General features: G+C 72.6%; 20 protein-coding genes and 1 pseudogene. 10 read left to right on the forward strand and 11 right to left on the reverse strand.

Features of this window, described 5'->3' with window-relative positions; all coding sequences use genetic code 11:
* Complete coding sequence (locus tag HNR30_RS12475) at positions 1-693, forward strand: carboxymuconolactone decarboxylase family protein (RefSeq protein WP_181609918.1); 693 nt, start codon at positions 1-3, stop codon at positions 691-693.
* A gap of 24 nt (positions 694-717) precedes the next feature.
* On the opposite strand, the pseudogene HNR30_RS50085 reads toward HNR30_RS12475, so the two are convergent.
* Positions 718-2379 (reverse strand): annotated as a pseudogene (locus HNR30_RS50085) (LuxR C-terminal-related transcriptional regulator); the annotation flags it as partial.
* A 51-nt stretch (positions 2380-2430) separates the two neighbouring features.
* Here HNR30_RS50085 and HNR30_RS49195 point away from each other — a divergent pair.
* From HNR30_RS49195 to HNR30_RS47640, 3 genes are all read left to right on the forward strand, one after another.
* Positions 2431-2586 carry a hypothetical protein gene (locus HNR30_RS49195; protein ID WP_181609919.1) on the forward strand — a complete coding sequence of 52 codons (156 nt, stop codon included), beginning with the start codon at positions 2431-2433 and terminating at the stop codon, positions 2584-2586.
* On the forward strand, positions 2580-2798 hold the full coding sequence (locus HNR30_RS47635; RefSeq protein ID WP_181609920.1) for a hypothetical protein: 219 nt from the start codon (positions 2580-2582) through the stop codon (positions 2796-2798). The genes HNR30_RS49195 and HNR30_RS47635 overlap by 7 nt, the downstream gene beginning before the upstream one ends.
* A 702-nt stretch (positions 2799-3500) precedes the next feature.
* On the forward strand, positions 3501-3659 hold the full coding sequence (locus tag HNR30_RS47640) for a hypothetical protein (RefSeq protein WP_246378035.1): 159 nt from the start codon (positions 3501-3503) through the stop codon (positions 3657-3659).
* On the opposite strand, the gene HNR30_RS12495 is transcribed toward HNR30_RS47640, so the two are convergent.
* On the reverse strand, positions 3638-4567 hold the full coding sequence (locus HNR30_RS12495; RefSeq protein ID WP_181609921.1) for an alpha/beta hydrolase: 930 nt from the start codon (positions 4565-4567) through the stop codon (positions 3638-3640). The two genes, HNR30_RS47640 and HNR30_RS12495, sit on opposite strands and share 22 nt — an antisense overlap.
* 79 nt (positions 4568-4646) lie before the next feature.
* Here HNR30_RS12495 and HNR30_RS12500 point away from each other — a divergent pair, with 79 nt between their 5' ends.
* Positions 4647-5348 carry a TetR family transcriptional regulator gene (locus HNR30_RS12500; protein ID WP_181609922.1) on the forward strand — a complete coding sequence of 234 codons (702 nt, stop codon included), beginning with the start codon at positions 4647-4649 and terminating at the stop codon, positions 5346-5348.
* Positions 5349-5364: 16 nt separating this feature from the next.
* Here HNR30_RS12500 and wrbA read toward each other — a convergent pair whose 3' ends face one another.
* Positions 5365-5976 (reverse strand): NAD(P)H:quinone oxidoreductase, encoded by a 612-nt coding sequence (gene wrbA, locus HNR30_RS12505; protein ID WP_181609923.1) that lies wholly within the window; start codon positions 5974-5976, stop codon positions 5365-5367.
* Between the two features lie 158 nt (positions 5977-6134).
* Here wrbA and HNR30_RS46745 point away from each other — a divergent pair, with 158 nt between their 5' ends.
* Both HNR30_RS46745 and HNR30_RS12515 read left to right on the forward strand, forming a co-directional pair.
* Positions 6135-7343, forward strand: a complete 1209-nt coding sequence (locus HNR30_RS46745; RefSeq protein WP_220133424.1) for a sigma-70 family RNA polymerase sigma factor — start codon at positions 6135-6137, stop codon at positions 7341-7343.
* Between the two features lie 34 nt (positions 7344-7377).
* Entirely contained in the window at positions 7378-8292 is a 915-nt protein-coding gene (locus HNR30_RS12515) for an alpha/beta fold hydrolase (protein ID WP_181609924.1), read from the forward strand.
* Here HNR30_RS12515 and HNR30_RS12520 read toward each other — a convergent pair.
* On the reverse strand, positions 8289-9434 hold the full coding sequence (locus tag HNR30_RS12520; protein ID WP_181609925.1) for a L,D-transpeptidase: 1146 nt from the start codon (positions 9432-9434) through the stop codon (positions 8289-8291). The two genes, HNR30_RS12515 and HNR30_RS12520, sit on opposite strands and share 4 nt — an antisense overlap.
* Before the next feature lie 178 nt (positions 9435-9612).
* Here HNR30_RS12520 and HNR30_RS12525 point away from each other — a divergent pair, with 178 nt between their 5' ends.
* The gene (locus HNR30_RS12525; RefSeq protein ID WP_181609926.1) at positions 9613-10884 is read left to right on the forward strand and encodes an acyltransferase family protein; all 1272 of its coding nucleotides are present in this window, start codon (positions 9613-9615) and stop codon (positions 10882-10884) included.
* Here HNR30_RS12525 and recD2 read toward each other — a convergent pair.
* The gene (gene recD2 / locus HNR30_RS12530; protein ID WP_312894370.1) at positions 10859-13066 is read right to left on the reverse strand and encodes an SF1B family DNA helicase RecD2; all 2208 of its coding nucleotides are present in this window, start codon (positions 13064-13066) and stop codon (positions 10859-10861) included. The genes HNR30_RS12525 and recD2 overlap by 26 nt on opposite strands.
* Positions 13067-13144: 78 nt before the next feature.
* On the opposite strand from recD2, the gene HNR30_RS12535 reads away from it, so the two are divergent.
* Complete coding sequence (locus HNR30_RS12535) at positions 13145-14104, forward strand: CE1 family esterase (RefSeq protein ID WP_181609927.1); 960 nt, start codon at positions 13145-13147, stop codon at positions 14102-14104.
* Positions 14105-14106: 2 nt separating this feature from the next.
* Here HNR30_RS12535 and HNR30_RS12540 read toward each other — a convergent pair whose 3' ends face one another.
* Positions 14107-15039 (reverse strand): LysR family transcriptional regulator, encoded by a 933-nt coding sequence (locus HNR30_RS12540; protein ID WP_181609928.1) that lies wholly within the window; start codon positions 15037-15039, stop codon positions 14107-14109.
* A gap of 70 nt (positions 15040-15109) precedes the next feature.
* Here HNR30_RS12540 and HNR30_RS12545 point away from each other — a divergent pair, with 70 nt between their 5' ends.
* Positions 15110-15817 carry a CTP synthase C-terminal region-related (seleno)protein gene (locus HNR30_RS12545; protein WP_181609929.1) on the forward strand — a complete coding sequence of 236 codons (708 nt, stop codon included), beginning with the start codon at positions 15110-15112 and terminating at the stop codon, positions 15815-15817.
* Positions 15818-15836: 19 nt separating this feature from the next.
* Here HNR30_RS12545 and HNR30_RS12550 read toward each other — a convergent pair whose 3' ends face one another.
* The 5 genes from HNR30_RS12550 to HNR30_RS12570 form a co-directional block, all read right to left on the reverse strand.
* A complete protein-coding gene (locus tag HNR30_RS12550) occupies positions 15837-16292 on the reverse strand; it encodes an SRPBCC family protein (RefSeq protein ID WP_181609930.1) in 456 nt (151 codons plus the stop codon).
* An 11-nt stretch (positions 16293-16303) separates the two neighbouring features.
* Complete coding sequence (locus HNR30_RS12555; RefSeq protein WP_312894371.1) at positions 16304-17386, reverse strand: winged helix DNA-binding domain-containing protein; 1083 nt, start codon at positions 17384-17386, stop codon at positions 16304-16306.
* Between the two features lie 121 nt (positions 17387-17507).
* Complete coding sequence (locus HNR30_RS12560) at positions 17508-18152, reverse strand: response regulator (protein ID WP_181609931.1); 645 nt, start codon at positions 18150-18152, stop codon at positions 17508-17510.
* Positions 18143-19255, reverse strand: a complete 1113-nt coding sequence (locus tag HNR30_RS12565; protein ID WP_181609932.1) for a sensor histidine kinase — start codon at positions 19253-19255, stop codon at positions 18143-18145. Before HNR30_RS12565 ends, HNR30_RS12560 begins: the two co-directional genes overlap by 10 nt.
* On the reverse strand, positions 19239-19868 hold the full coding sequence (locus tag HNR30_RS12570; RefSeq protein ID WP_181609933.1) for a DedA family protein: 630 nt from the start codon (positions 19866-19868) through the stop codon (positions 19239-19241). Before HNR30_RS12570 ends, HNR30_RS12565 begins: the two co-directional genes overlap by 17 nt.
* Positions 19869-19949: the final 81 nt, after the last annotated feature.

Raw genomic sequence — 19949 nt, forward strand, 5'->3', positions numbered from 1 at the left:
GTGACATCACTCGCTGGGGCTGATGCCCTGGTCTCGCTGGATCCGGTGTTCGCCAGGCTCGCGGTCGGGGCCGGGCACCATCTGTGGGGTCTGCCTCATCTGACGGTGCGGGAGAAGGCGTTCGTCTGCCTGACGGCGGATCTGTGCCATCCGCATCTGGGTGTGCCGCTGGCGATGCATGTGCGGATGGCGCTGGAGCAGGGGGTGGAGCCCGAGGCGATCCGGGAGCTGTATCGGCATCTGGCGCCGTACGTCGGGTATCCGGTGGTTGTTTCCGCTTTTCAGCGGCTGGTCGAGCTCGGGTTGCCGGAGGCGGCCGATGCCGGGCCGATCGAGCCGGTGCCGCTGCACGGGGCGCTGGCGCGTGCCGTACGCGAGCTGGAGCGCATCGATGCGGGGCTGGCGGCCTTCAGCGAGGATCAGCTGGCCCAGCGCTGGGCCAGGCCGGGGCTGAGTGTCAGGGAGCGGGCGATCGTGTGCCTGGCGGTGGACGTGCTGCACCAGACGCTGGGTGAGTCATTGCTTCTGCACGCCGAGCTGGCCAGGGGTGCGGGCGCCGGTGAGGAGACCCTGCGGGATCTGCTTCGGGGAATGGCGGAGTTCGGTCTTGGGCGTGCCTGGGCCGCCGCTCGCGCGTTGGGACTCGAGCCGGTCGAGCAGGCGCGCCAGCTCGGCGCGGCTGGTGACGCCTAGCTTGGGGAAGGCCTTGTACAGGTGGGAGGCGACGGTGCGCGGGCTGAGGAACAGGTGGGCGCCGATCTCCCGGTTGGAGGCGCCGGTGACGGCCAGCCGTACCACCTGCAGTTCTTGTGGGGTCAGGACGGCCAGCGGGTCGGCGGGGCGGGCCCGGTCGGGCAGGGCGTAGCCGGCGGCGCGCAGTTCGGCGGCGGCGCGGGCCGCCCAGGGGGTGGCCGCGAGCCGGTCGAAGGCCTCCATGGCGGCGTGGAGGTGGGTGCGGGCTTCGGCGCGGCTCTTGTGGCGGCGCAGCCATTCGCCGTACAGCAGCCGGGTGCGCGCCTGGTCGAAGGGTTGCGGCTCGTCGGCGTGCAGGGTCAGGGCGCGTTCGAAGAGCGCGGGTGCGGTGGTGTTCGGGGCCAGCAGGGCGCGGACGCGGTGCAGGGCGGCCAGCGGCGTGGCCCGGCCGGTGGCCTCGGCCCACTGCGCGTAGGCGGCCAGCCGCTCCCCCGCGCGCCGCCTGTCCCCCACGCGGATCGCGGCCTCGATGTGGTCGGGCCACAGGTAGCGCCAGATGAAGGCGTGGCGGGTGGGTCCGGCCATCGCCTCGTCCAGCCGGGCCAGGACGGCGTCGTGGCGGCCGTGCCCGAGGTCGAGCATCACGCGCGCGCACTGCGCCCAGCAGGCTCCCGGCATCCAGTTGCGGTGGTCGGCGGCGTGGACGGCCTGGTCGGCGAGGGCAGCCACCTGGTGGTCGTCTCCGGCGAGCGCCGACAGCCAGGCGTGGACGCCGGCCAGGTAGCCGCGCCAGAACGGCTGGCCGAGGTCGGCTGCCAGGGCGATGCCTTCCGCGGCGGTGGCGCGGGCGGCGGGATGCCTGCCGTCGAGCAGCTGGGCGATGGCGAGCAGGGTCAGCGCCTGGGGCATGCGTCCCAGGCGTCCCTGGGCGCGGCAGCTGCCGGCCAGTTCGGCGGCGTCGCTGAGCATGCCGGTCCGGTCGGCGCGGTGCAGGGACTGGAAGGCGATGAGGAAGCGCAGCTCGGGTGGGACGTGATCGGCGGGGGCGGGGGTGAGGTGGGCGTGGGTGTCGACGGGTTGGCCTTCGAGGATGAGGCGGAAGGCGGTGTTGATGGAGCGCACCACGGCGGGCAGCCCCTCCCCTGCCGGGGTGAGTTCTTCGGTACGGCGGGCCAGGGCCTGCTGGTCGGGGTGGGTGGCGCTGGCCCAGGTGTAGTAGCCGGCCAGGCCGAGCAGGGACAACTTGGCGGGGATGTCGGTGGTCGCTTGGGCGCCTTGGTGCAGCAGCCGGACGGCGTCCAGGGGGCGGTCGGCTTCGACGGCCAGTTTGGCGCGGACGGCGGCGAGCTGGGCGGCGACGGAGCCGGGGACGGGTGTGGTGGTTGTTTCGGTGAGGCGCACGGCCTTGTCGACCAGGTCGGCCGTGCGCCGCCACAGGCCCGCCTCCGCCGCGGCCTCGGCCGCGGCGGTCCACCGGTGGATGGCGCGGGCGGGGTCGGCCGACAGTTGCGCCGCCCGCGCGTAGGCCGCCGACACGGCCGTCTGGCCGCCGCGCAGGCGGGCGCGTACGGCCAGCTCGACCAGCTGGCCGGCGACCTCCTCGTCGGGGTGGGGGGTGAAGGCGGCCAGGTGCCAGGCTCGGCGGTCGTCGTCGACGGCTTGGGCCAGGGCGCGGTGGGCGGCCATCCGGGCGGCGATGTCGCAGGCCAGCAGGACGGCTCTGCGTACGAGCGGGTGGTGGAAGGCGACGCCGGCGGTGGTGACGCGGACGAGGCCGGCGTGTTCTGCCGGGGCGAGGTCGTCGAGGGAGGCGCCGAGCCGGGCGGCGGCGCGGGCGAGGGTGTCGAGGGCGTCGGGGTCGAGGGTGTCACCGGGGTGAGTCGCTCATGGTGATCCAGGGCGTTGCCGTGATCCAGGGCGTTGCCGTGATCCAGGGCGGCCACCAGCAGGCAGGAGCGGGTGGCCTCGGGCAGCGCCGCGATCCGGTCACGGAAGCCGCCCAGCACCCGGTCGGTCACCGGCGTCGCAGAACCGACGGAGAAGAACAGGGGGACGAGGGTGCCGGCGCGCTGCTCGGGGGTGAGCATGCGGGGCAGCTCGATTAGGGCCAGCGGGTTGCCCTGGGCTTCGGCGACGATCTGGTCGCGGACGGCGGGCGGCAGGTCGGCGGCCCGCCGGGCGATGAGCTGCCGGGCGGCGTCGGGTTCCAGCTTTCCCGGTCGCAGCTCGGGCAGGTCCGTCAGGGGGAAGGGGTCTCGGGCGGCGAGCAGCACCATGACGGGTTCGTTGTACAGGCGGCGGGTGGCGAACAGCAGCGCGTCGGCCGACTCGCCGTCCAGCCAGTGGGCGTCGTCGATGAGGCACAGGACCGGGCCTTCGGTCGACAGGTCGACGAGCAGGCTGAGGGTGGCCAGGCCGACGAGGTAGCGGTCGCCCGGTGCGGGGCGGCCGAGGCCGAGCGCGCCGCGTAAGGCGTCCGCCTGCTGGGGCTGCAGCGACTCGGCGTGGCGCAGGACGGGGCGCAGCAGCCGGTGCAGGGCCGCGAACGGCAGGTCGGACTCCGATTCCACGCCGGTCACCTTCAGCACCCTCGCCTGCGCAGCCGCCGCCGCATCGGCCGCAGAAGAGACCGTAGAAGGGACCGCCGCATCGGCCGCGGGACGGGACGCAGAAGGGGCCGCGGGACGGGCCGCCGCAGTGGCGCCCGCACCGCCTTCGCCCACCGCATCGACGCCGACCCCGCGGACATCCGCCGTTGAACGAACCGCCGAAGGAGCCGGTGCCGCGCCCTCCGCGGTGGCCTGGGCGTGGGCGAGGAGGGCGGATTTGCCGATGCCGGCTTCGCCGCGGACGACCAGCACTCCGGTGCGGCGGGCGAGCAGGTCGTCGATGACGGTCAGTTCGGCCTGACGTCCGAGCAGGACGGTGCTGGGCTCCATGGCGATCACACTTTCGCGGTGGCGTGACGGTAGAAGTCGATCTGGTCGGCGACGACGCGGTCGCGGAAGGCGGGGTCGGTGTAGAAGGTGAAGTGGGTGCCCGGGTAGGCGCGCAGTTCGCCGTGCGGGGCGCGTTCGGCCAGTTCGCGGGTGGTTTCGAGCGGGGTCTCGCGGTCGTCGGCGGCGACGCAGACCAGCAGCGGGCAGCTCAGGCGGGCGGCGGCCTCGGCGGGCCGGTAGCGCATCATGCCCAGCAGAGCGCGGGGGGCGACGCTGTTGCGCCACAGGGTGCTCTTCTGGCCGCCGGTGAGGGTTGCGATGTGGTGTTCGGCCTCGGGAGTGGCGGTGACGGCGAGTTGTCCCGGGTGTCCCACCATCGGGATGTAGTGGGGGCGCAGGCCGAGCTTTCCGCGCAGGGCGTCCCAGACGATGGCGCCCAGCAGGCGCAGGGTGTCGCCGGTGGAGCGGCCTTCGACCTTCTTGGGGAAGCCGTTGAACGGGATCTGCGCGACGACGGCTGCGATGTCGGGGTCGCCGGCGGCGACGGTGATGGCATGGGCGCCGCCCAGCGAGTTGCCCCACAGCAGGACGCTGCCGGGGGCGATGCGGGGGTGGGCGCGGGCGAAGGCGACGGCGGCGCGGATGTCGGTGAGCTGACCGTCGATGTCGGGCACCTGGCGTGGGCTGCCGTCGCTTGCGCCGAAGCTGCGGTAGTCGAAGACCAGGGCGGCCAATCCGGCGGCGGCGAAGCGCTCGGCGTAGTCGTAGAGGCGGTCCATGGTGCCGCTGAATCCGTGGCACAACACGACGCACGGCACGGGGCCGCTCCCGGCGGCGGAGTCGGAGGGGTCGGTGGAGTCGGCGGAGTCGGTGGGAAGGTAGAGGCGGCCGGCGATGCGGACGCCGTCGGCGGTGAAGGACACGTCGGAGGGCATACAGATCATCCTCGGGCGAAATAGACTGACTGCCGGTAGGTACTCTAGCGACTGAACTGACCGTAGGTAAGTGAGATCGATGACGCCTCAGCGGATTCTGGAGGCGGCGCGCACCCTGTTCGCCGCCCGCGGCTACCGCGCCACGTCCATGCAGTCCATCGCCGACCAGGTGGGCATCACCAAGGCGGCCCTGTACTACCACTTCGACTCCAAGGAGGAGATCCTGCGGCGGCTGACCGTGCCGCTGCTGGACGAGCTGGAGGAGGTCCTGGCCGCCGCCGAGTCGGGGCAGGACGCCGAGGGGGTGCGGTGGCGGGCCATCGAGGGCTACGTCGATGTGCACCTGCGCCACCGCGAGACGCTCACGATGCTGGTCAGGGATATGACGCTGCTGGTGCAGGCGCCTGTCGCCGACCGTTTCCGCACCGCGATAGCCCTGGCCAACGAGCTGGTGGCGGGGCCGGGGGGCGGGCTGGAGGAGCGGGTGCGCGCCTGCCAGGTGGTGGCCGGGCTGGCCGATCCGGTGCTGCTGTTCCGTGACGAGCCGGCCGAGCGGCTGCGGGCGCTGATCCTGGACGGCGCCAGGGCGTTGCTGGACGCGCCGCCCGCTCCCCGGGTGGCCGGGCGTGCCCGGGGGCGCAACGGCGGGCGGCCCGCCCTGCTGTCGGACGAGCAGATCGTGCAGGCCAGGCAGCTGCACGCCGGCGGCTTGGGGGTGGAGGAGGTGGCCGCCCGGTTCGAGGTGTCGAGGGCGACCATGTACCGCCATCTCAAAAACTAAAGATAGAGAGATTTGATTATGAGACTGGACGTCCGGCCTTGAGTGCCGCGGCGATGTCGACGGCGCGCCGGGCCTGGTGTCGGGCCGCCTGCAGGATCACGTCGGTGGGCGGGCCGTCACCGGCCACGTGGGAGGTGCCGTAGGGGTTGCCGGAGGCGAACTGGACGGGATCGGTGTAGCCGGGCGGCACGATGACGCCGCCCCAGTGGTAGAAGGTGTTGCCCAGCGCCAGCAGGGTGGACTCCTGCCCGCCGTGGGGGGTGTTGGAGGCGGTGAAGGCCGAGTACACCTTGCCCGCGAGCCTGCCCTGGAACCACAGCGGCCCGGTGGTCTCGATGAAGGCCCGCAGCTGGCTGGCCGGATTGCCGAAGCGGGTGGGGGTGCCGAAGAGCACCACGTCGGCCCAGTCCAGGTCGTCGTGGCCGGCCACGGCGATGTCACGGGTGTCGTCCAGGTGCCGGCCCCAGGCGGGGTTGGCGGCGATCGCCTCCGGCGGGGCGCTCTCGGCGACCTTGCGCAGACGCACCGTCGCGCCCGCCTTCCGCGCCCCCTCGGCGGCGGCCTGGGCCAGGGCGTGAACGGTGCCGGTGGCGCTGTAGTAGATGATCGCGGCGTTGACGGGTTGCATGGTCGCCTGAGGTCCTTCCGGGCGGTGTGTCGTGGACGCTTGCGACTTCTACGACAAGACAGCCCGGCCAGATGTCAGGCGGGGCCGGCTCACATTCCGGGGCGCCGTCTTGTCGTAGAGGTGTCAGCGAACGTCACGACCAGGAGGCCGCGACACCCATGACCGTCAACGACCCGAGCCTGCACGCGATCATGAGCGAGCGGCGGCGGCTCATCAACCTCGCCTACCGGCTGCTCGGCTCGTTGTCGGAGGCCGAGGACGTCGTCCAGGAGACCTACCTGCGCTGGTACGCCCTGCCCCGGACGCAGCGCGAAGCCGTCGAGTCGGTCGGCGGCTGGATGACGACCGTCGCCAGCCGTATCTGCCTGAACCTGCTGGCCTCGGCCCGCGCCCGCCGAGAGCGCTACGTGGGCGCGTGGATCCCCGAACCGCTGCCCGCGCCCGCCGAACGGGCCGCAGGGCGGCTCTCCGGGGCCGACCCGGCCGATCAGGTCACCCTCGACGAGTCGATCAACATGGCCTTCCTCGTCGTGCTCGAATCGATGACGCCGGCGGAAAGGGTGGCGTTCGTCCTGCACGACGTCTTCCGCTACAGCTTCGCCGAGGTGGCGGAGATCGTGGGCCGGACTCCGGCCGCATGCCGCCAGCTGGCCTCCTCGGCCCGCCGCCGCCTTCGAAACGCCCGCCCCGGCACCACCCTCACCACCTCGGCCGTCTCCGCGACCGTCTCCACGGCCCCCACCACGACCGGCCCGGCGACCGGCCCGGGGGCCAGCTCCACGGCCCCCACCACGACCGGCCCGGCGACCGGCCCGGCGACCGGCCCGGGGGCCAGCTCCACGGCTGGCTCCACGGCTGGCTCCACGGCTGGCTCCACGGCCGCTCCCCCAGCGGTCCCCGCAGCCGCCCGCTCCAACACCCCCGCCCATGACCCCGCCCATGACCCCGCCAACGCACGCGCCGCCGTGCCCACGGCTGCGCGCGACGCCGGCGTCGTGGCGGCGTTCCGGCGGGCCTGGCAGGCCAAGGACATCGCCGCCCTCATCGCCGTCCTCGACCCCGACGTCAAGGCCACCGGCGACGGCGGCGGGCTCGTCAGCGCCGTGCTCGACCCGGTCGAGGGACGCGAGCGGGTGGCGCGGCTGCTGATCGGCCTGGCCGCTGCGGCGCCGGGCCTGACGATGGCCGAGCGCACCGTCAACGGCCGGCCCGGCCTGGTCGCCCAGCATGCCGGCACGACGGTGGCCGTGTACGCCTTCGACGTGGCCGGTGGGCGGATCAGGCGCATCTGGGTGGTGCGCAACCCCGACAAACTGCGCCCGTGGACGACAGGCGCTGTCACAAACGACCGGCCCGCCCCGTCCTGACGGGGTGACACTTTCCTCACCCCTAAGGATGATCATGAGGCGTTGGGTGCGATGGGTGACGGCGCTGGTCGCGGTGCTGGTGGCCGTGACGTTGTTCGGAGCGTACGGCTGGCAGCCGGCCGCCGTGGAGGGCTACCGCTCGCCGTACGAAAGCAGCTACCTCGACACCGCCCTGGCGCGCTTCCACTACAGCAAGACCGGCAGCGGTTCTCCGGTGGTGCTGGTGGCGGGCGGCGCGCAGTGGCTCTACTCCTACCGCGACACGATCCCGGAGCTGGCCCGCGAGCACACCGTGTACGCCGTCGACCTTCCCGGTCAGGGCTACACGACGGTGAAGGGGGAGTTCGCCTACGACATCCCCTCGATGGCGCGCGCCCTGGGAACGTTCCTGGACGCGGCGCGGCTGCCGGCCGTCTCCCTGGTGGGCCACTCCTGGGGAGGCGCCTGGTCGCTCTACTACGCCGAGCACAACCCGGGCCGTGTCGAGCGGCTGGCCCTGCTCGACTCCCCCGGGCTGGACAAGCCGCTGGCCTCGCAGACGCGGCTGTTCTCCGTGCCCGTCGTCGGCGAGCTCGCGGTCAAGCTGATGGGCCGCTCCGACTTCGAGAAGAGCCTGCGCACCGCCTTCGCCCGCCAGGACCGCGTCACCGCCGAGGTCGTGGACGAGACCTGGCACTGGCTGTCTCGCCCCGACAAGCGGGAGGCGTTCGTCCGGCTGGCCCGTACCCAGGACTACACCGCCACGGACGCCGCTCTGGCCCGGCTGCGCGCCCGCACCCTGGTGATCTGGGGCGAACAGGACCAGTGGCTGCCCGCCTCCTACGCCCACGACTACGGCAGGCGCATCCCCGCCGCCACCGTGCACGTCGTGCCAGGAGCGGGACACAATGTGCACGAGGACGCCCCGCAGCAGGTCAACGCCCTGCTGGCGGGCTTCCTCACGAGCTAGTCGAGGGCGCTGCCCTTCTTCCACTCCTTGAACGACAGCTGCCAGAACCCCCAGCCGTTGTTCCACTCCAGCTTGCGGTTGGTGCCCTTGATGTCGACGATGTCGCCGCGCTGGTTGTTGGAGTAGAACCACTTGGCCTGGTCCGGGCGGGCGTTGACGCAGCCGTGGCTGACGTTGCGCACGCCCTGGGCCCACACGTTGTCCTTGGCGTGCACGTACTCGCCGCTGTTGGAGATGCGCACGGCGTGGTTGATGAGCACCTTGTAGTAGCCGGGGTCGCCCTTCTTGCGGCCGGGCGACTCCATCCAGACCGGGTTGACCGCCTCCATGGTCAGGTGCACGCCGGACGTGGTGGTGTATTCGCGGGTGGTGGCGTTGCCGGCCGAGACCTTCATGGTCTGGACGAGCTTGCCGTCCTCGCGGACGTACATGACCTTCTTGCGCACGTCGAGGGTGGAGATGCGCCTGGCGCCGATCTCGATGGTCTTGGTCATGTCCGCGGTGCCGTACAGGCCCTTGCCGCCGCGTACGCCGGTGATGGCGGCGGTGAAGGTGACGGTCTGGTGGGCGGGCCAGTACTTGGCGGTGCGGTAGATGACCTGGTCGTCGGCGATCCATCGCCAGGCGCCCTCGGCGGGCTTTTCGGCCTCGACCTGCAGGGCTTGCTCGACGGCCTTCTTGTCGGTGACGGCGGTGTTGAAGCGCACGATGATCGGCGCCCCCACGCCGACCTTCTCGCCCTTGACCGCGGGGGTCACGTCGATGACGGTCAGTGACCGGGCAGGCTTGGCGGTGGTGAACGTCGCCTGCTGCGTGGTGGGGCCGGCGGTGGCGGCCACGGTGTAGCTGGTGGACGGCTTGAGCGGCGTCCTGGAGACCCACTTGGTGCGGTCGGCGTTGAAGGCGCCTTCCAGGCTCTGGCCGTCGGCCTGGAGGTTCACCTCGTCGAGCGGGCCGCCGATGGCGGCGACGACAACCTTTTTCTCGGGGTTGACGTTCGCTTTACCTTCGGCAGGGCTGATCTTGATGACGGGGCCCTGCGGGGTGGGGGTCGAGGTGGCGGCCTGGCCCGCGGTGCCGGGACCGTTCCCGGTGGCCGCGTTGGTGCCTGAGCACGCCGCTGTCGCCGCCGCGAGCAGCATCAGAGCGACGCCTTTCCGCCAACCGTGCGCAAACTTCACTGCCACCCTCTCCCCCAGGCATGCCATGTGCATGCCAAACCTTAATGCTCCTATTTGTGTGACGCTGCAAGCTTCTGGAGAGTTCAGTCACATTTCGATCACTCGCCGCAGTCAGGGCATGGTCAATTACGATGACCGGATGCTGACTGCCGCTTCCCCTACGGCTCCGGCCCGCACCAGCCGGCTGGCGTGGCTCGACGCGCTGCGCGGGGTGGCGGCGCTGGTGGTGGTGTTCGAGCACGCCATCGACCCGCTGCTGGGCGAGGTGCCCAAGGACCGCTTCGCGTTCGGCACCTTCGGGGTGATGGTGTTCTTCCTGGTGAGCGGCTACATCGTGCCGGCGTCGCTGGAGCGGCGCGGCAGCGTGCGGGGCTTTTGGATCTCGCGGGTGATGCGGCTGTACCCGTTGTGGGCGGTGTGCGTGGCCGGCAGCGTGCTGCTGGCGGCGCTGGGCTGGGTGGGCGTGCACGAGTGGTGGGGGCAGCGGCCGGTGGCGATGGCGGTGGGCCACGTGACGATGCTGCAGGATCTGCTGAACCGGGCGAACCTGGTCAACGTGCTGTGGACGCTGTCGTTCGAGATGGTGTTCTACCTGCTGGTGACGGCGCTGTTCACGCTCGGGCTGCAGGGGCGCAGCGTGACGTGGGCGCTGGCGCTGGGCGGGGCGGCGGTGGCGGGCGCGGTGGCGGGGCTGCCGTGGGCGGCGTTGTCGGCGGGCGGGTCCGGCCGGATGCTGGCGGCGACGCTGGCGGTGGTGGGCGTGCTGGGGGCGGGCCTGGGCGCGGTGCTGGCCGGAGGGGCGAGGGTACGGCGGGCGGGCGCGCTGGTGCTGATCGGGGCGCTGGTGGTGGTGCTGGGGGTCAATCAGGAGTATCCCTATCCGCACACGGGGCTGCTGATCTTGGCGACGATGTTCGCGGGCACGGCGTTGTGGCGCGCGGAGTCGGGGCAGATCCCGTGGCGGCGGGCGGCGTGGACGCTGCTGGTGCCGGTCGCGGGGGTGGCGCTGGCGCTCGGCTGGGGGCTGATGCCGCCGGGGCGTGAGCGGATGGCCGAGGCGCTGGCGGTGGCGGCGGCGTGGGTGACGTTCGCGGTGGCGATGGGGCTGCGCCGGCGCGCGGTGCCGGCCTGGACGGCGTGGCTGGGCGTGGTGTCGTATTCGCTGTACCTGCTGCACCCGCTGCTGCTGCAGGCCGCACGCCAGGTGGTGGCCGAGGACGGCCCGCTTGCCGTACGGCTGGCGGTGCTGGCGGCGGCGGTGGCGGCGCTGCTGGGGTTGAGCGCGCTGACGTGGCGGTGGGTGGAGGCGCCCGCGCAGCGCCTGGGCAGACGGTGGGTCAACCGGCAGGCCGGCCACCCGGCCGGCCAGGAGGTCAGCCAGGGAGTCAGCCGGGCGACAGGCGGTGGGTGAGCCCGGTGTGGCGGCGGCCGGCGCCGCGGGTGCGGATCGCCTGCCCCAGGGCGCGGCGTGAACCGACGATGACGACGAGCTTCTTGGCCCGGGTGATGGCGGTGTAGAGCAGGTTGCGCTGCAGCATCATCCACGCGCTGGTGGACAGCGGCACCACGACGGCCGGATACTCGCTGCCCTGGGAGCGGTGGATGGAGACGGCGTAGGCGTGGGTGAGCTCGTCGAGCTCGTCGAAGGAGTAGTCGACGTTCTCGTCCTCGTCGGTCAGGACGGTCAGCTTCGACTCCTCGGGCCGGATGTCGACCACGACGCCGACGGTGCCGTTGAAGACGCCCGCGGCGCCCTTGTCGTAGTTGTTGCGCAGCTGGGTGACCTTGTCGCCGACGCGGTAGACGCGGCCGCCGTAGCGGCGTTCCGGCTGGTTGTCGCGGGCGGGGGTCAGAGCGTCCTGCAGGGCGAGGTTGAGCGCCCCGGCCCCGGCGGCCCCGCGGTGCATCGGCGCCAGGACCTGCACGTCGCGGCGCGGGTCGAGACCGAACTTGCGCGGGATGCGGCGGGCGACGACGTCGACGGTGAGGGCGGCGATGTCCTCGGGTTCGTCGCACGGGAAGAGGAAGAAGTCGTTCATGCCCTCCAGGACGGGGTGGCGGCCGTCGTTGACGCGGTGGGCGTTGGTGACCACACCCGACTGCGCCGCCTGGCGGAAGACCTGCGTGAGCCGGACGCGGGGGATGTCGGGCGCGGCGAGCAGGTCCTTGAGTACCTCGCCCGCGCCGACCGAGGGCAGCTGGTCGACGTCGCCGACGAACAGCAGGTGCGCGCCGGGCGGCACGGCCTTGACGAGCTTGTTGGCCAGCAGCAGGTCGAGCATGGAGGCCTCGTCGACGACGATGAGGTCGGCCTGCAGGGGGTTGTCGCGGTCGAAGGTGGCATCGCCGCCGGGCCGCAGCTGCAGCAGGCGGTGGACGGTGGTCGCCTCGTGGCCGGTCAGTTCGGCCAGGCGTTTGGCGGCCCGTCCGGTGGGGGCGGCGAGGATGACCTTGGCCTTGCGGGCGCGGGCCATCAAGACGATGGAGCGCACGGTGAAGGACTTGCCGCAGCCGGGGCCGCCGGTCAGGACGGCGAGCTTCTCGGTGAGCGCCAGCCGTACGGCCTGGCGCTGTTCGGGGGCGAGGTCGGCGCCGGTCTGGCCGTGCAGCCACTGTTCGGCCCTGGCCCAGTCGACGTCGTGGAAGGCCTTGAGGCGGTCGTGGCGGTTGTGCAGCAGGGACAGCAGGGTGGCGGCCAGGCTCTGCTCGGCGCGGTGGAAGGGCACCAGGTAGATGGCGGGGACGGCGCTGTCGCCGGCCGGGACGCTCTCGCGCACGACCTCCTCGGCGGTGATCGACTCCTCCAGGCAGGCGGCGACCAGGTCGGCGGGCACGTCGAGGATCTTGACGGCGTCGGCGACGAGGTTGGGGGCCGGCAGGTAGCAGTGGCCGTCGTCGGCGGCCTGCGACAGCGTGTAGCGCAGGCCGGCCTTGACGCGTTCGGGGCTGTCGTGGGGGATGCCGACGGCCTGGGCGATGGTGTCGGCGGTCTTGAAGCCGATGCCCCACACGTCGTCGGCGAGCCGGTACGGCTGGCTCTTGACGACGGTGATGGAGGCTTCGCCGTACTGCTTGAAGATGCGCACGGCGATGGAGGTGGAGACGCCGACGCCCTGCAGGAAGATCATCACCTCTTTGATGATCTTCTGTTCGTCCCAGGCCTTGGCGATCATCTTGGTGCGTTTGGGGCCCAGGCCGGGGACTTCGACGAGTTTCTCCGGGCTCTTCTCGATGACGTCGAGGGTGTCGGTGCCGAAGTGGGCGACGATGCGTTCGGCCATCTTGGGGCCGATGCCCTTGATCAGTCCGGAGCCGAGATAGCGCTGGATGCCCTGGATGGTGGCGGGCAGGACCGTCTGGTAGGACCACACCTCGAACTGCCGGCCGTACTTGGGGTGCGAGCCCCAGCGGCCCTCCAGCCGCAGCGACTCGCCGACCTGCGCGCCCAGCAGCGGGCCGACGACGGTGAGCAGGTCGGGGCCCGACCGCTCGGTGGCCACCCGGGCGATGGTGTAGCCCGTCTCCTCGCTCTGGAAGGTGATGCGTTCCAGGATCGCGTTGAGCTGGACGGGACGCGGGCGCTCGGGCTGCACGCGCTCCAGGATAGGGCGAGCGGCGCGATCTTCGCCGCGACGGTGCACACTGCGAGCAGGCGATGGGGAGGTCGGGACGTGCGCTACGGCATGCTGCTGGGTCCGGTCGTGGCGCTCGTGACGCTGACCGGGTGCACCGTGAGTGAGCCGACAGCACAGCCGACGACGCAGCCGACGACGCAGCCGACGGCACAGCCGACCACTGTGATCACGCCCGGGAGTTCCCCTGGTGGGTGCGACGGCGGTCAAGGGCTGAAGGCCGGGCGGCACACGATCCAGCACGACGGGGTCAAGCGCACCTCCCTGCTGGCCCTGCCCCGCCACGACGGCCCTCGGCCGGTGATCCTCAACCTGCACGGCCTGGGCAGCAACGCCCTGCAGCAGAACGGCTACAGCCGCCTGGCCGAGCGGGCCACCGCCCGTGGCTACATCGTCGCCACCCCCGACGCCGCGCCCGACCGGCTCGGCTGGGGCCTGCCGGGACTGTTCGGCCCCGACGACAGCGGCTTCCTGGGGGCGGTGCTGGACCTGCTGGAGCGGCGGTTGTGCGTCGACGGGCGGCGGGAGTTCGCCGCGGGCATGTCGATGGGCGCCGGCATGTCGATGGGACTGATCTGCGGGCTGGAGGGGCGGCTGGCCGGGGTGGCGCCGGTGGCGGGCGTCAACATCATCCCGCCGTGCGCGACGGCGCGGCCGACGACCATCGTGGCCTTCCACGGCACCGACGACACGATCGTGCCGTTCAAGGGCGGCCATCCGTTCTCGCAGCGGACCGGGCGGCTGCGCGAGCTCGGCAAGATGATCAACCTGCGGCCGGTAACCGACAGCGTCGCGGCGTGGGCGACGGCCATGGGCTGCCGCAAGGCCGGTTCCGGGTGGTCGGGATGCCGAGGCGGGGTGAGCGTGAAGCTGTACACGCTGCGCGGGGCCGGGCACACCTGGCCAGGCGCCCAGCCGGTCGCGCGCCTGGGCGTCACCGCCGGACTGGCGGCCAACGAGGTGCTGCTGGACGCCTTCGACGCCGCGCCGGCGCGCTGAGGTCAGGCGAGGGCCGAGGCCAGGTGCTCGGCGAGGGTGGCGGCCGGGCCGGGCGGCAGGTGGCCGCCGTGCAGGAGCTCGACGCGGTGCACCAGGCGCGGCCCGGCCAGGGGGACGCCCTGTACGGCATGCGGATGCTGGGCGGCGCCGGCGGGGAGGATGGCCAGGCCGTGGCCGGCGGCGATGAGGGTGAGCAGGGTGCGGGTGTCGCAGCCGGTGTAGTGCAGGCCGGTGCGGAAACCGTCCAGTCCTGAGGCTGCGCGCAGGCGGGACAGGGGGCCGCAGATCTGGGGGGCGTCGATCCACAGGGCGTCGACGAGGTCGGCCAGGTCGAGGGCGGGGCGCCCGGCCAGGGGGTGGGCGGCGGGCAGGGCGATGACGAGGGGGTGTTCGGCGACGCCCTGGGCGTGCAGGGGCGCGGTGGCGGGGGCGGGCAGCGGGTCGGTGGGGGCGGCGATGCCGTCGACGAGGGCCAGGTCGGCTTCGGCGGAGGCGACCAGGCGTGCGGCGTGCTCGGCGTCGGTGACGTGCACGCTGATGGCGACCCCACGGGGCACGACGAACTGGAAGGCAGCGGGCTGAGTAGCGGCCTGGAAGGCGGCGGGCTGAGTAGCGGCGGGCTGGGGCGTGAGCTGGGGGAGGGCGAGCGGTGTCAGGGCCAGCCGGACCGGCCCGTGCGGCCTGATCGCGCGGGTGACGTCGGCGCGGGCCGCCTGCACCCGCAGCAGCAGCGGCCCGGCGTGCTCCAGCAGCCGCTCCCCCGCCGCCGTCGGCGCGACGGGCCTGCGGGCCAGCAGCACCACGCCCAGGTCGTGCTCCAGCGCGGCGATCTGCTGGGAGACGGCCGACTGCGTGTAGCCGAGCTCCTCGGCGGCCGCGGAGAAGGAGCCGAGACGGGCGACCGTCACGAACGTCCGCAGCAGGTGCGTCTCCATCAGCGCTCCTAATGGGCAGATGGCGAATCATCGTTGGAGTTGATCGGGCGGGTGTGGCCAGGATAGAGGCATGACACAGCCCCGCATCGCCCTGGTGGGCGACCGCTCCCCCGCCGTACGCGCCCACGGCCGCATCCCCGTCCTGCTGCAAGCCCTGCGCGAGCAGGAAGGGCTGACGCTGGACGCCTACTGGATCCCCACCGACACCGTCGGCGACCTGTCGGGCTTCGACGGGGTGTGGATCGTGCCGGGCAGCCCGTATCGCAGCGAGCAGGGGGCGGTGCAGGCAGCGCGGACCGCGCGCGAGCTCGGCATCCCGCTGCTGGGCACGTGCGGCGGCTTCCAGCACGCGGTGCTGGAGTTCGCCAGGAACGTGTGCGGGCTGCGGGTGGCCCACGGCGAGAACACGCCGGAGGGCGGCGACGGGCTGCTGATCCGGCCGCTGGCGTGCTCGCTGGCCGGTCACGAGGCGCCCGTACGGCTGGCGGCCGGTTCACGGCTGGCGCGGCTGATGGGCGGTGAGCGGACGCTGGAGCGCTACCACTGCGCGTTCGGGCTGAACGCCGACTATCTGCCGGTGCTGCAGGAGCACGGGCTGCGGTTCGTCGGCCACGACGACGAGGGCGAGGTGCGGGCGGCGGAGCTGCCGGGCCACCCGTTCTACGTGCTGACGCTGTTCCAGCCCGAGCTGGCCGGTGACGGACGCCGGGCGCACCCGGTGATCGGCGCCTTCGCCGCCGCGGCCGCCGAACGCCACCGGGCCGCCCAGCCCGCGTAGCACCGAATCCGCGCGCGGCTCAGGAGGCCAGGCGGGCGAGTTTGCGCAGGGAGTGCACGGCCAGCGCCCGCATGACGGGCTTGGCCAGGCTGAAGGCGGCCAGGCCCGCCCTGCCGTACGGCAGGTGCAGGCGTTCGGCCCAGATGATGCGCGAACCGCCGCCGGGCAGGGCCCGCACCCGGATGACGCCGACGCCCCGCACGACGCGCCCGGTGTGCTCCATGACGATCAGCTCGGGCGGCCGCCAGGAGGTGATCGTCATGGGATCGGAGAACCCGACGGGCCCCAGGCCGGTGAAGGCCACGATCGACGAGCCCACCCCGCGCCCGCCCCCGGTGAGGGCCCGGGCGGAGGTGAGGAACATCCACTCGGCGTGACGCGGCCAGTCGACGAGCACGTCGAAGACCCGCTCGGGGCCGGCGCCGGTCTCGAGCGCGGCGGCCACCACCGCGCTGTTCGCCTCGTGCTCGTCCATCAGAGCATCCATCATGCCAGGCCGCGGATCTCGTGGGCGGCCTTGGGCTCGGCGAAGGCCAGCAGGGAGCGCGCCTCGGCCTCGATCTCCTCCACGACGGCGGACGGCTGGCTGTCGTCGAGTTCGACGGTGAGCACGCCCTTGTCGCGTTTCCAGGTGCCGGCCACGAACCCGTCGACCAGGACGGTGCCCAGCACCTGCCCGTTGATGGTGATGACGCGCTTGCGCTGGGCGTCGGTGATGACGCGGGTGCGGTCGGCGTGGCTGAGCAGCAGGTTGTCGAAGGGCGCCAGCAGCCGCACCGGCGCCGGCACGTCGCCGCCGGGGCGGGGCGCGCCGGGCAGGTCGAACAGCTCCGTGCCGGAGGGGCCGGTCAGGGTGACCAGCTGCGGGCGCAGCCGCTCGACGATCTCGCGCAGCCCGGTCAGGCCGGACCAGGCCTGCATGTCGGCGACGCTCGCCGGGCCGAACGCCGCCAGGTAGCGGCGCACCAGCAGCTCGGGCGAGGGGTCGGTGTGCAGGGCGCGGCCGATCCACTCCTGCGCGGTGGCGTAGCGGGTCTGGCCCGCCTTGCCCCACACGGCGCGCGGCGGCACCTGCACCAGCGCGGCGAGGCTGCGCATGATCTGGGCCAGGTCGGCGGCCTTGGCGGCGGGGAATCGCTCGGCCAGCGCGGTGCCCAGAGCGGCCGCGGTGACCGGACCGGCGGCCAGCAGTTCCTCACCGGCGGCCAGGACCTCCTCGGGGGTCACGCCGGCCAGGCGGGTGCCGTAGGCCGATTGCAGGTAGCGGGTCAGCAGCGGCTGCATGAGGGGGCGCAGGAACAGGCAGTCGTCGGCGCTGACGAGGTGGACGGTGCCGCGCATGAGGACGATGCGCACCGCCTGCCGTTCGAGCAGCAGCTGCGACAGGTGGTCGGGGTCGAAGCCGGACAGGCGGCACCACAGGCCGAAGTAGGGCGGGAAGGGAGCCTGGGCCTGCAGGCCGACGAGGTGTTCGACGGCCTGCAGGGCGGGCATGGGGTGACGGCGCAGCAGCAGCTGGCGCTCGAGGGTGGCGCGGTTGAGTGCGCGCAGGCTGATCGCGGAGGTCACGCAGCCACCTTAGAAGGCGCCACCTTAGAAGGCGCCACCGACAGTGCGCGAAGCTCCTGGGCGGTCACTCCAGGAAGGCGATCGCGACTCCAGGAAGGCGGTCACGATCCCAGGAAGGCGGTCACGACTCCAGGAAGCGCAGGACCGCCAGGACGCGGCGGCTGTAGCCGCTGGTGTGGGCCAGGCCGAGCTTGTCGAAGACGGCGTTGACGTGCTTTTCGACGGCGCTCTGCGACACGAAGAGGGCCTCGGCGACGGCGGCGTTGGTCAGGCCCTGCGCCATGTGCTCCAGCACCTGACGTTCGCGGGGCGTCAGGCGTGAGAGGGGGTCGGTCTGGGTGGTGCGCGACAGCAGCTGCCGTACCACCTCGGGGTCGAAGGCGGCGCCGCCGGCGCCGACGCGTTCCAGGGCGTCGAGGAAGTCGGAGACCTGGGCGACGCGGTCCTTGAGCAGGTAGCCGACGCCGGACACGTCGGAACTCATGAGTTCGGCGGCGTAGCGTTTCTCGACGTACTGCGACAACATCAGGACCTTGACCTGCGGCCAGCGTGTGCGGATGCGCAGGGCGGCGCGCAGTCCCTCGTCGGTGTGGCCGGGAGGCATGCGCACGTCGGCGACGACGATGTCGGGCTGGTCGGCGTCGACGGCGGCCAGGAGCTGCTCGCCGTCGCCGACGGCGGCCAGGACCTGGTGTCCTTCCTCCGACAGCAGGCGGACCAGGCCTTCGCGCAGGAGCGTGGAGTCTTCGGCGAGGATCACGCGCATGGCAGCACCGCGGTGATGGTGGTGGGCCCGCCGGCGGGGCTGGACAGGTGGAAGGCGCCGTCGAGGGCGGCCACGCGTCCGGCCAGTCCGGACAGGCCGGTGCCCGACGGGTCGGCGCCGCCTCGGCCGTCGTCGCGGATGGTGACGTGCACGCGGGCGGTCCCGTTCTGCGGAGCGGTGTGGGTGGTGACGTCGATGGTGAGGTGGGTGGCGCCGGCGTGTTTGACGGCGTTGGTGATGGCCTCGCTGGCGACGAAGTAGGCGGCGGCCTCGACGGCGCGAGGCGGGCGGGTGCCGAGGTCGCAGCGGATGGTGACCGGCAGCGGGGTGCGTTCGGCCATGCCCTGCAGCGCGTCGGCCAGTCCGAGGCTGTCCAGGCCGCTGGGGTAGATGCGCCAGGCGACCTCGCGCAGCTCGGCCAGGGCCTGCTGGGCCTGCTGGTGGGCTTGGGCGAGCAGGGCGGGGTCGGAGGAGGGGCGGCGGCTGCGTCCGATGAGCATGGCCAGGGCGACCAGGTGCTGCTGCAGGCCGTCGTGCAGGTCGCGTTCGATGCGGCGGCGTTCGGAGTCGACGGCGGCCAGCATGGCGGAGCGGGTGTGGGCCAGCTCGGCGATGCGGCGTTGCAGCGCCTCGGTGGAGGCGGGGCCCAGGCGGCGGCGGGCCAGTTCGGTGTCGAGGGCGTGCACGCCGACGATGCCGCAGACGTTGAGGAAGAGCAGGACGAACCCTCCGACGGCGACGTAGGCGCCCAGGCCGGGGCTGAGGTGCATGCCGTCGACGGCCTCGCCGCGGCTCCAGGCCCAGGCGAGCTGGGCGGCGGTGGCCAGGCCGACGAGCAGCAGGGCGAGCACGATCGCGCCCAGCAGGCCGACCGGCCAGCGCATGGCCAGGTAGCGGCGGACCTGCTCGCGCACCTGGCCGGGAGAGCCTGCGCCGAGGTCGTCGTCCAGGCGCAGGCGGCGCAGGTGCCATCCGGCCAGCGCGCCCGCGGGCCTGGTGAGGGCCTTGGGGCGCAGCAGGGCCGCCAGCACCAGCAGCAGGTCGAGGGGGGTGGTCAGGGCGCCCAGAGCGACGGAGGCCAGCAGCCTAGTCGCGGCGGGCATGCTCGCCCTTGCTGCGCTCGGCCAGGCGCACGCCGACGAAGACGAGGATGGCCAGGACGACCAGGCCGATGATGACGTTGGTGGCGATGCCCACGTAGCCCTCGACGAGGGCCCAGTTCTCGCCGAGCAGGTAGCCGGCCATGACGAAGGCGGTGTTCCACAGGGCGCTGCCGGCGGTGGTCAGGAGGATGAAGCGGGGCAGCGGCATGCGTTCCAGCCCGGCCGGGATGGAGATCATGCTGCGGAAGATGGGGATCATCCGGCCGAAGAAGACGGCCTTGCCGCCGTGGCGGTTGAAGAAGGCCTCGCTGCGTTCGATGTCGGAGGGTTTGATCAGGGGCAGCTTCTCGGCGATGCGCAGCATGCGCTCGCGGCCCAGGGCGGCGCCGATGCCGTACAGGGCCAGCGCGCCGACCAGTGAGCCGACCGTCGTCCACACCAGGGCCTCGACGAGGCTCATGCCGCCGCGTCCGGCGGTGAAGCCGGCCAAGGGCAGGATCACCTCGCTCGGCAGGGGCGGGAAGAGGTTCTCCAGCGCGATCGCGAGTCCGGCCCCGGGCGCGCCGAGGCTCTCCATCAGTCCGGTCGCCCAGTCGGCGATTGAAGTGCTCATGTGATGACGTTAGAAATTCCGTGATCCAGGGGTAATGGGGCGTACTTCCGTCTTCATCCTGAGGAAAACCACAGTGCGGTC

The sequence above is a fragment of the Nonomuraea soli genome, assembly GCF_013761175.1.
Taxonomy (GTDB): Bacteria; Actinomycetota; Actinomycetes; order Streptosporangiales; family Streptosporangiaceae; genus Nonomuraea; species Nonomuraea soli.

Bases quoted from the DNA above. Each gene is read 5' to 3' on its own strand.
- HNR30_RS12565 (WP_181609932.1), bottom strand. From the start codon at position 19,255: ATGCCCGCCGCGACTAGGCTGCTGGCCTCCGTCGCTCTGGGCGCCCTG.
- HNR30_RS12500 (WP_181609922.1), top strand. From the start codon at position 4,647: ATGACGCCTCAGCGGATTCTGGAGGCGGCGCGCACCCTGTTCGCCGCC.
- HNR30_RS12495 (WP_181609921.1), bottom strand. From the start codon at position 4,567: ATGCCCTCCGACGTGTCCTTCACCGCCGACGGCGTCCGCATCGCCGGC.
- HNR30_RS12570 (WP_181609933.1), bottom strand. From the start codon at position 19,868: ATGAGCACTTCAATCGCCGACTGGGCGACCGGACTGATGGAGAGCCTC.
- HNR30_RS12520 (WP_181609925.1), bottom strand. From the start codon at position 9,434: ATGCTGCTCGCGGCGGCGACAGCGGCGTGCTCAGGCACCAACGCGGCC.
- HNR30_RS47635 (WP_181609920.1), top strand. From the start codon at position 2,580: ATGGTGATCCAGGGCGTTGCCGTGATCCAGGGCGTTGCCGTGATCCAG.
- HNR30_RS12540 (WP_181609928.1), bottom strand. From the start codon at position 15,039: ATGGAGACGCACCTGCTGCGGACGTTCGTGACGGTCGCCCGTCTCGGC.
- HNR30_RS46745 (WP_220133424.1), top strand. From the start codon at position 6,135: ATGACCGTCAACGACCCGAGCCTGCACGCGATCATGAGCGAGCGGCGG.
- HNR30_RS12545 (WP_181609929.1), top strand. From the start codon at position 15,110: ATGACACAGCCCCGCATCGCCCTGGTGGGCGACCGCTCCCCCGCCGTA.
- HNR30_RS12550 (WP_181609930.1), bottom strand. From the start codon at position 16,292: ATGGACGAGCACGAGGCGAACAGCGCGGTGGTGGCCGCCGCGCTCGAG.
- HNR30_RS12560 (WP_181609931.1), bottom strand. From the start codon at position 18,152: ATGCGCGTGATCCTCGCCGAAGACTCCACGCTCCTGCGCGAAGGCCTG.
- HNR30_RS12515 (WP_181609924.1), top strand. From the start codon at position 7,378: ATGAGGCGTTGGGTGCGATGGGTGACGGCGCTGGTCGCGGTGCTGGTG.
- wrbA (WP_181609923.1), bottom strand. From the start codon at position 5,976: ATGCAACCCGTCAACGCCGCGATCATCTACTACAGCGCCACCGGCACC.
- HNR30_RS12525 (WP_181609926.1), top strand. From the start codon at position 9,613: ATGCTGACTGCCGCTTCCCCTACGGCTCCGGCCCGCACCAGCCGGCTG.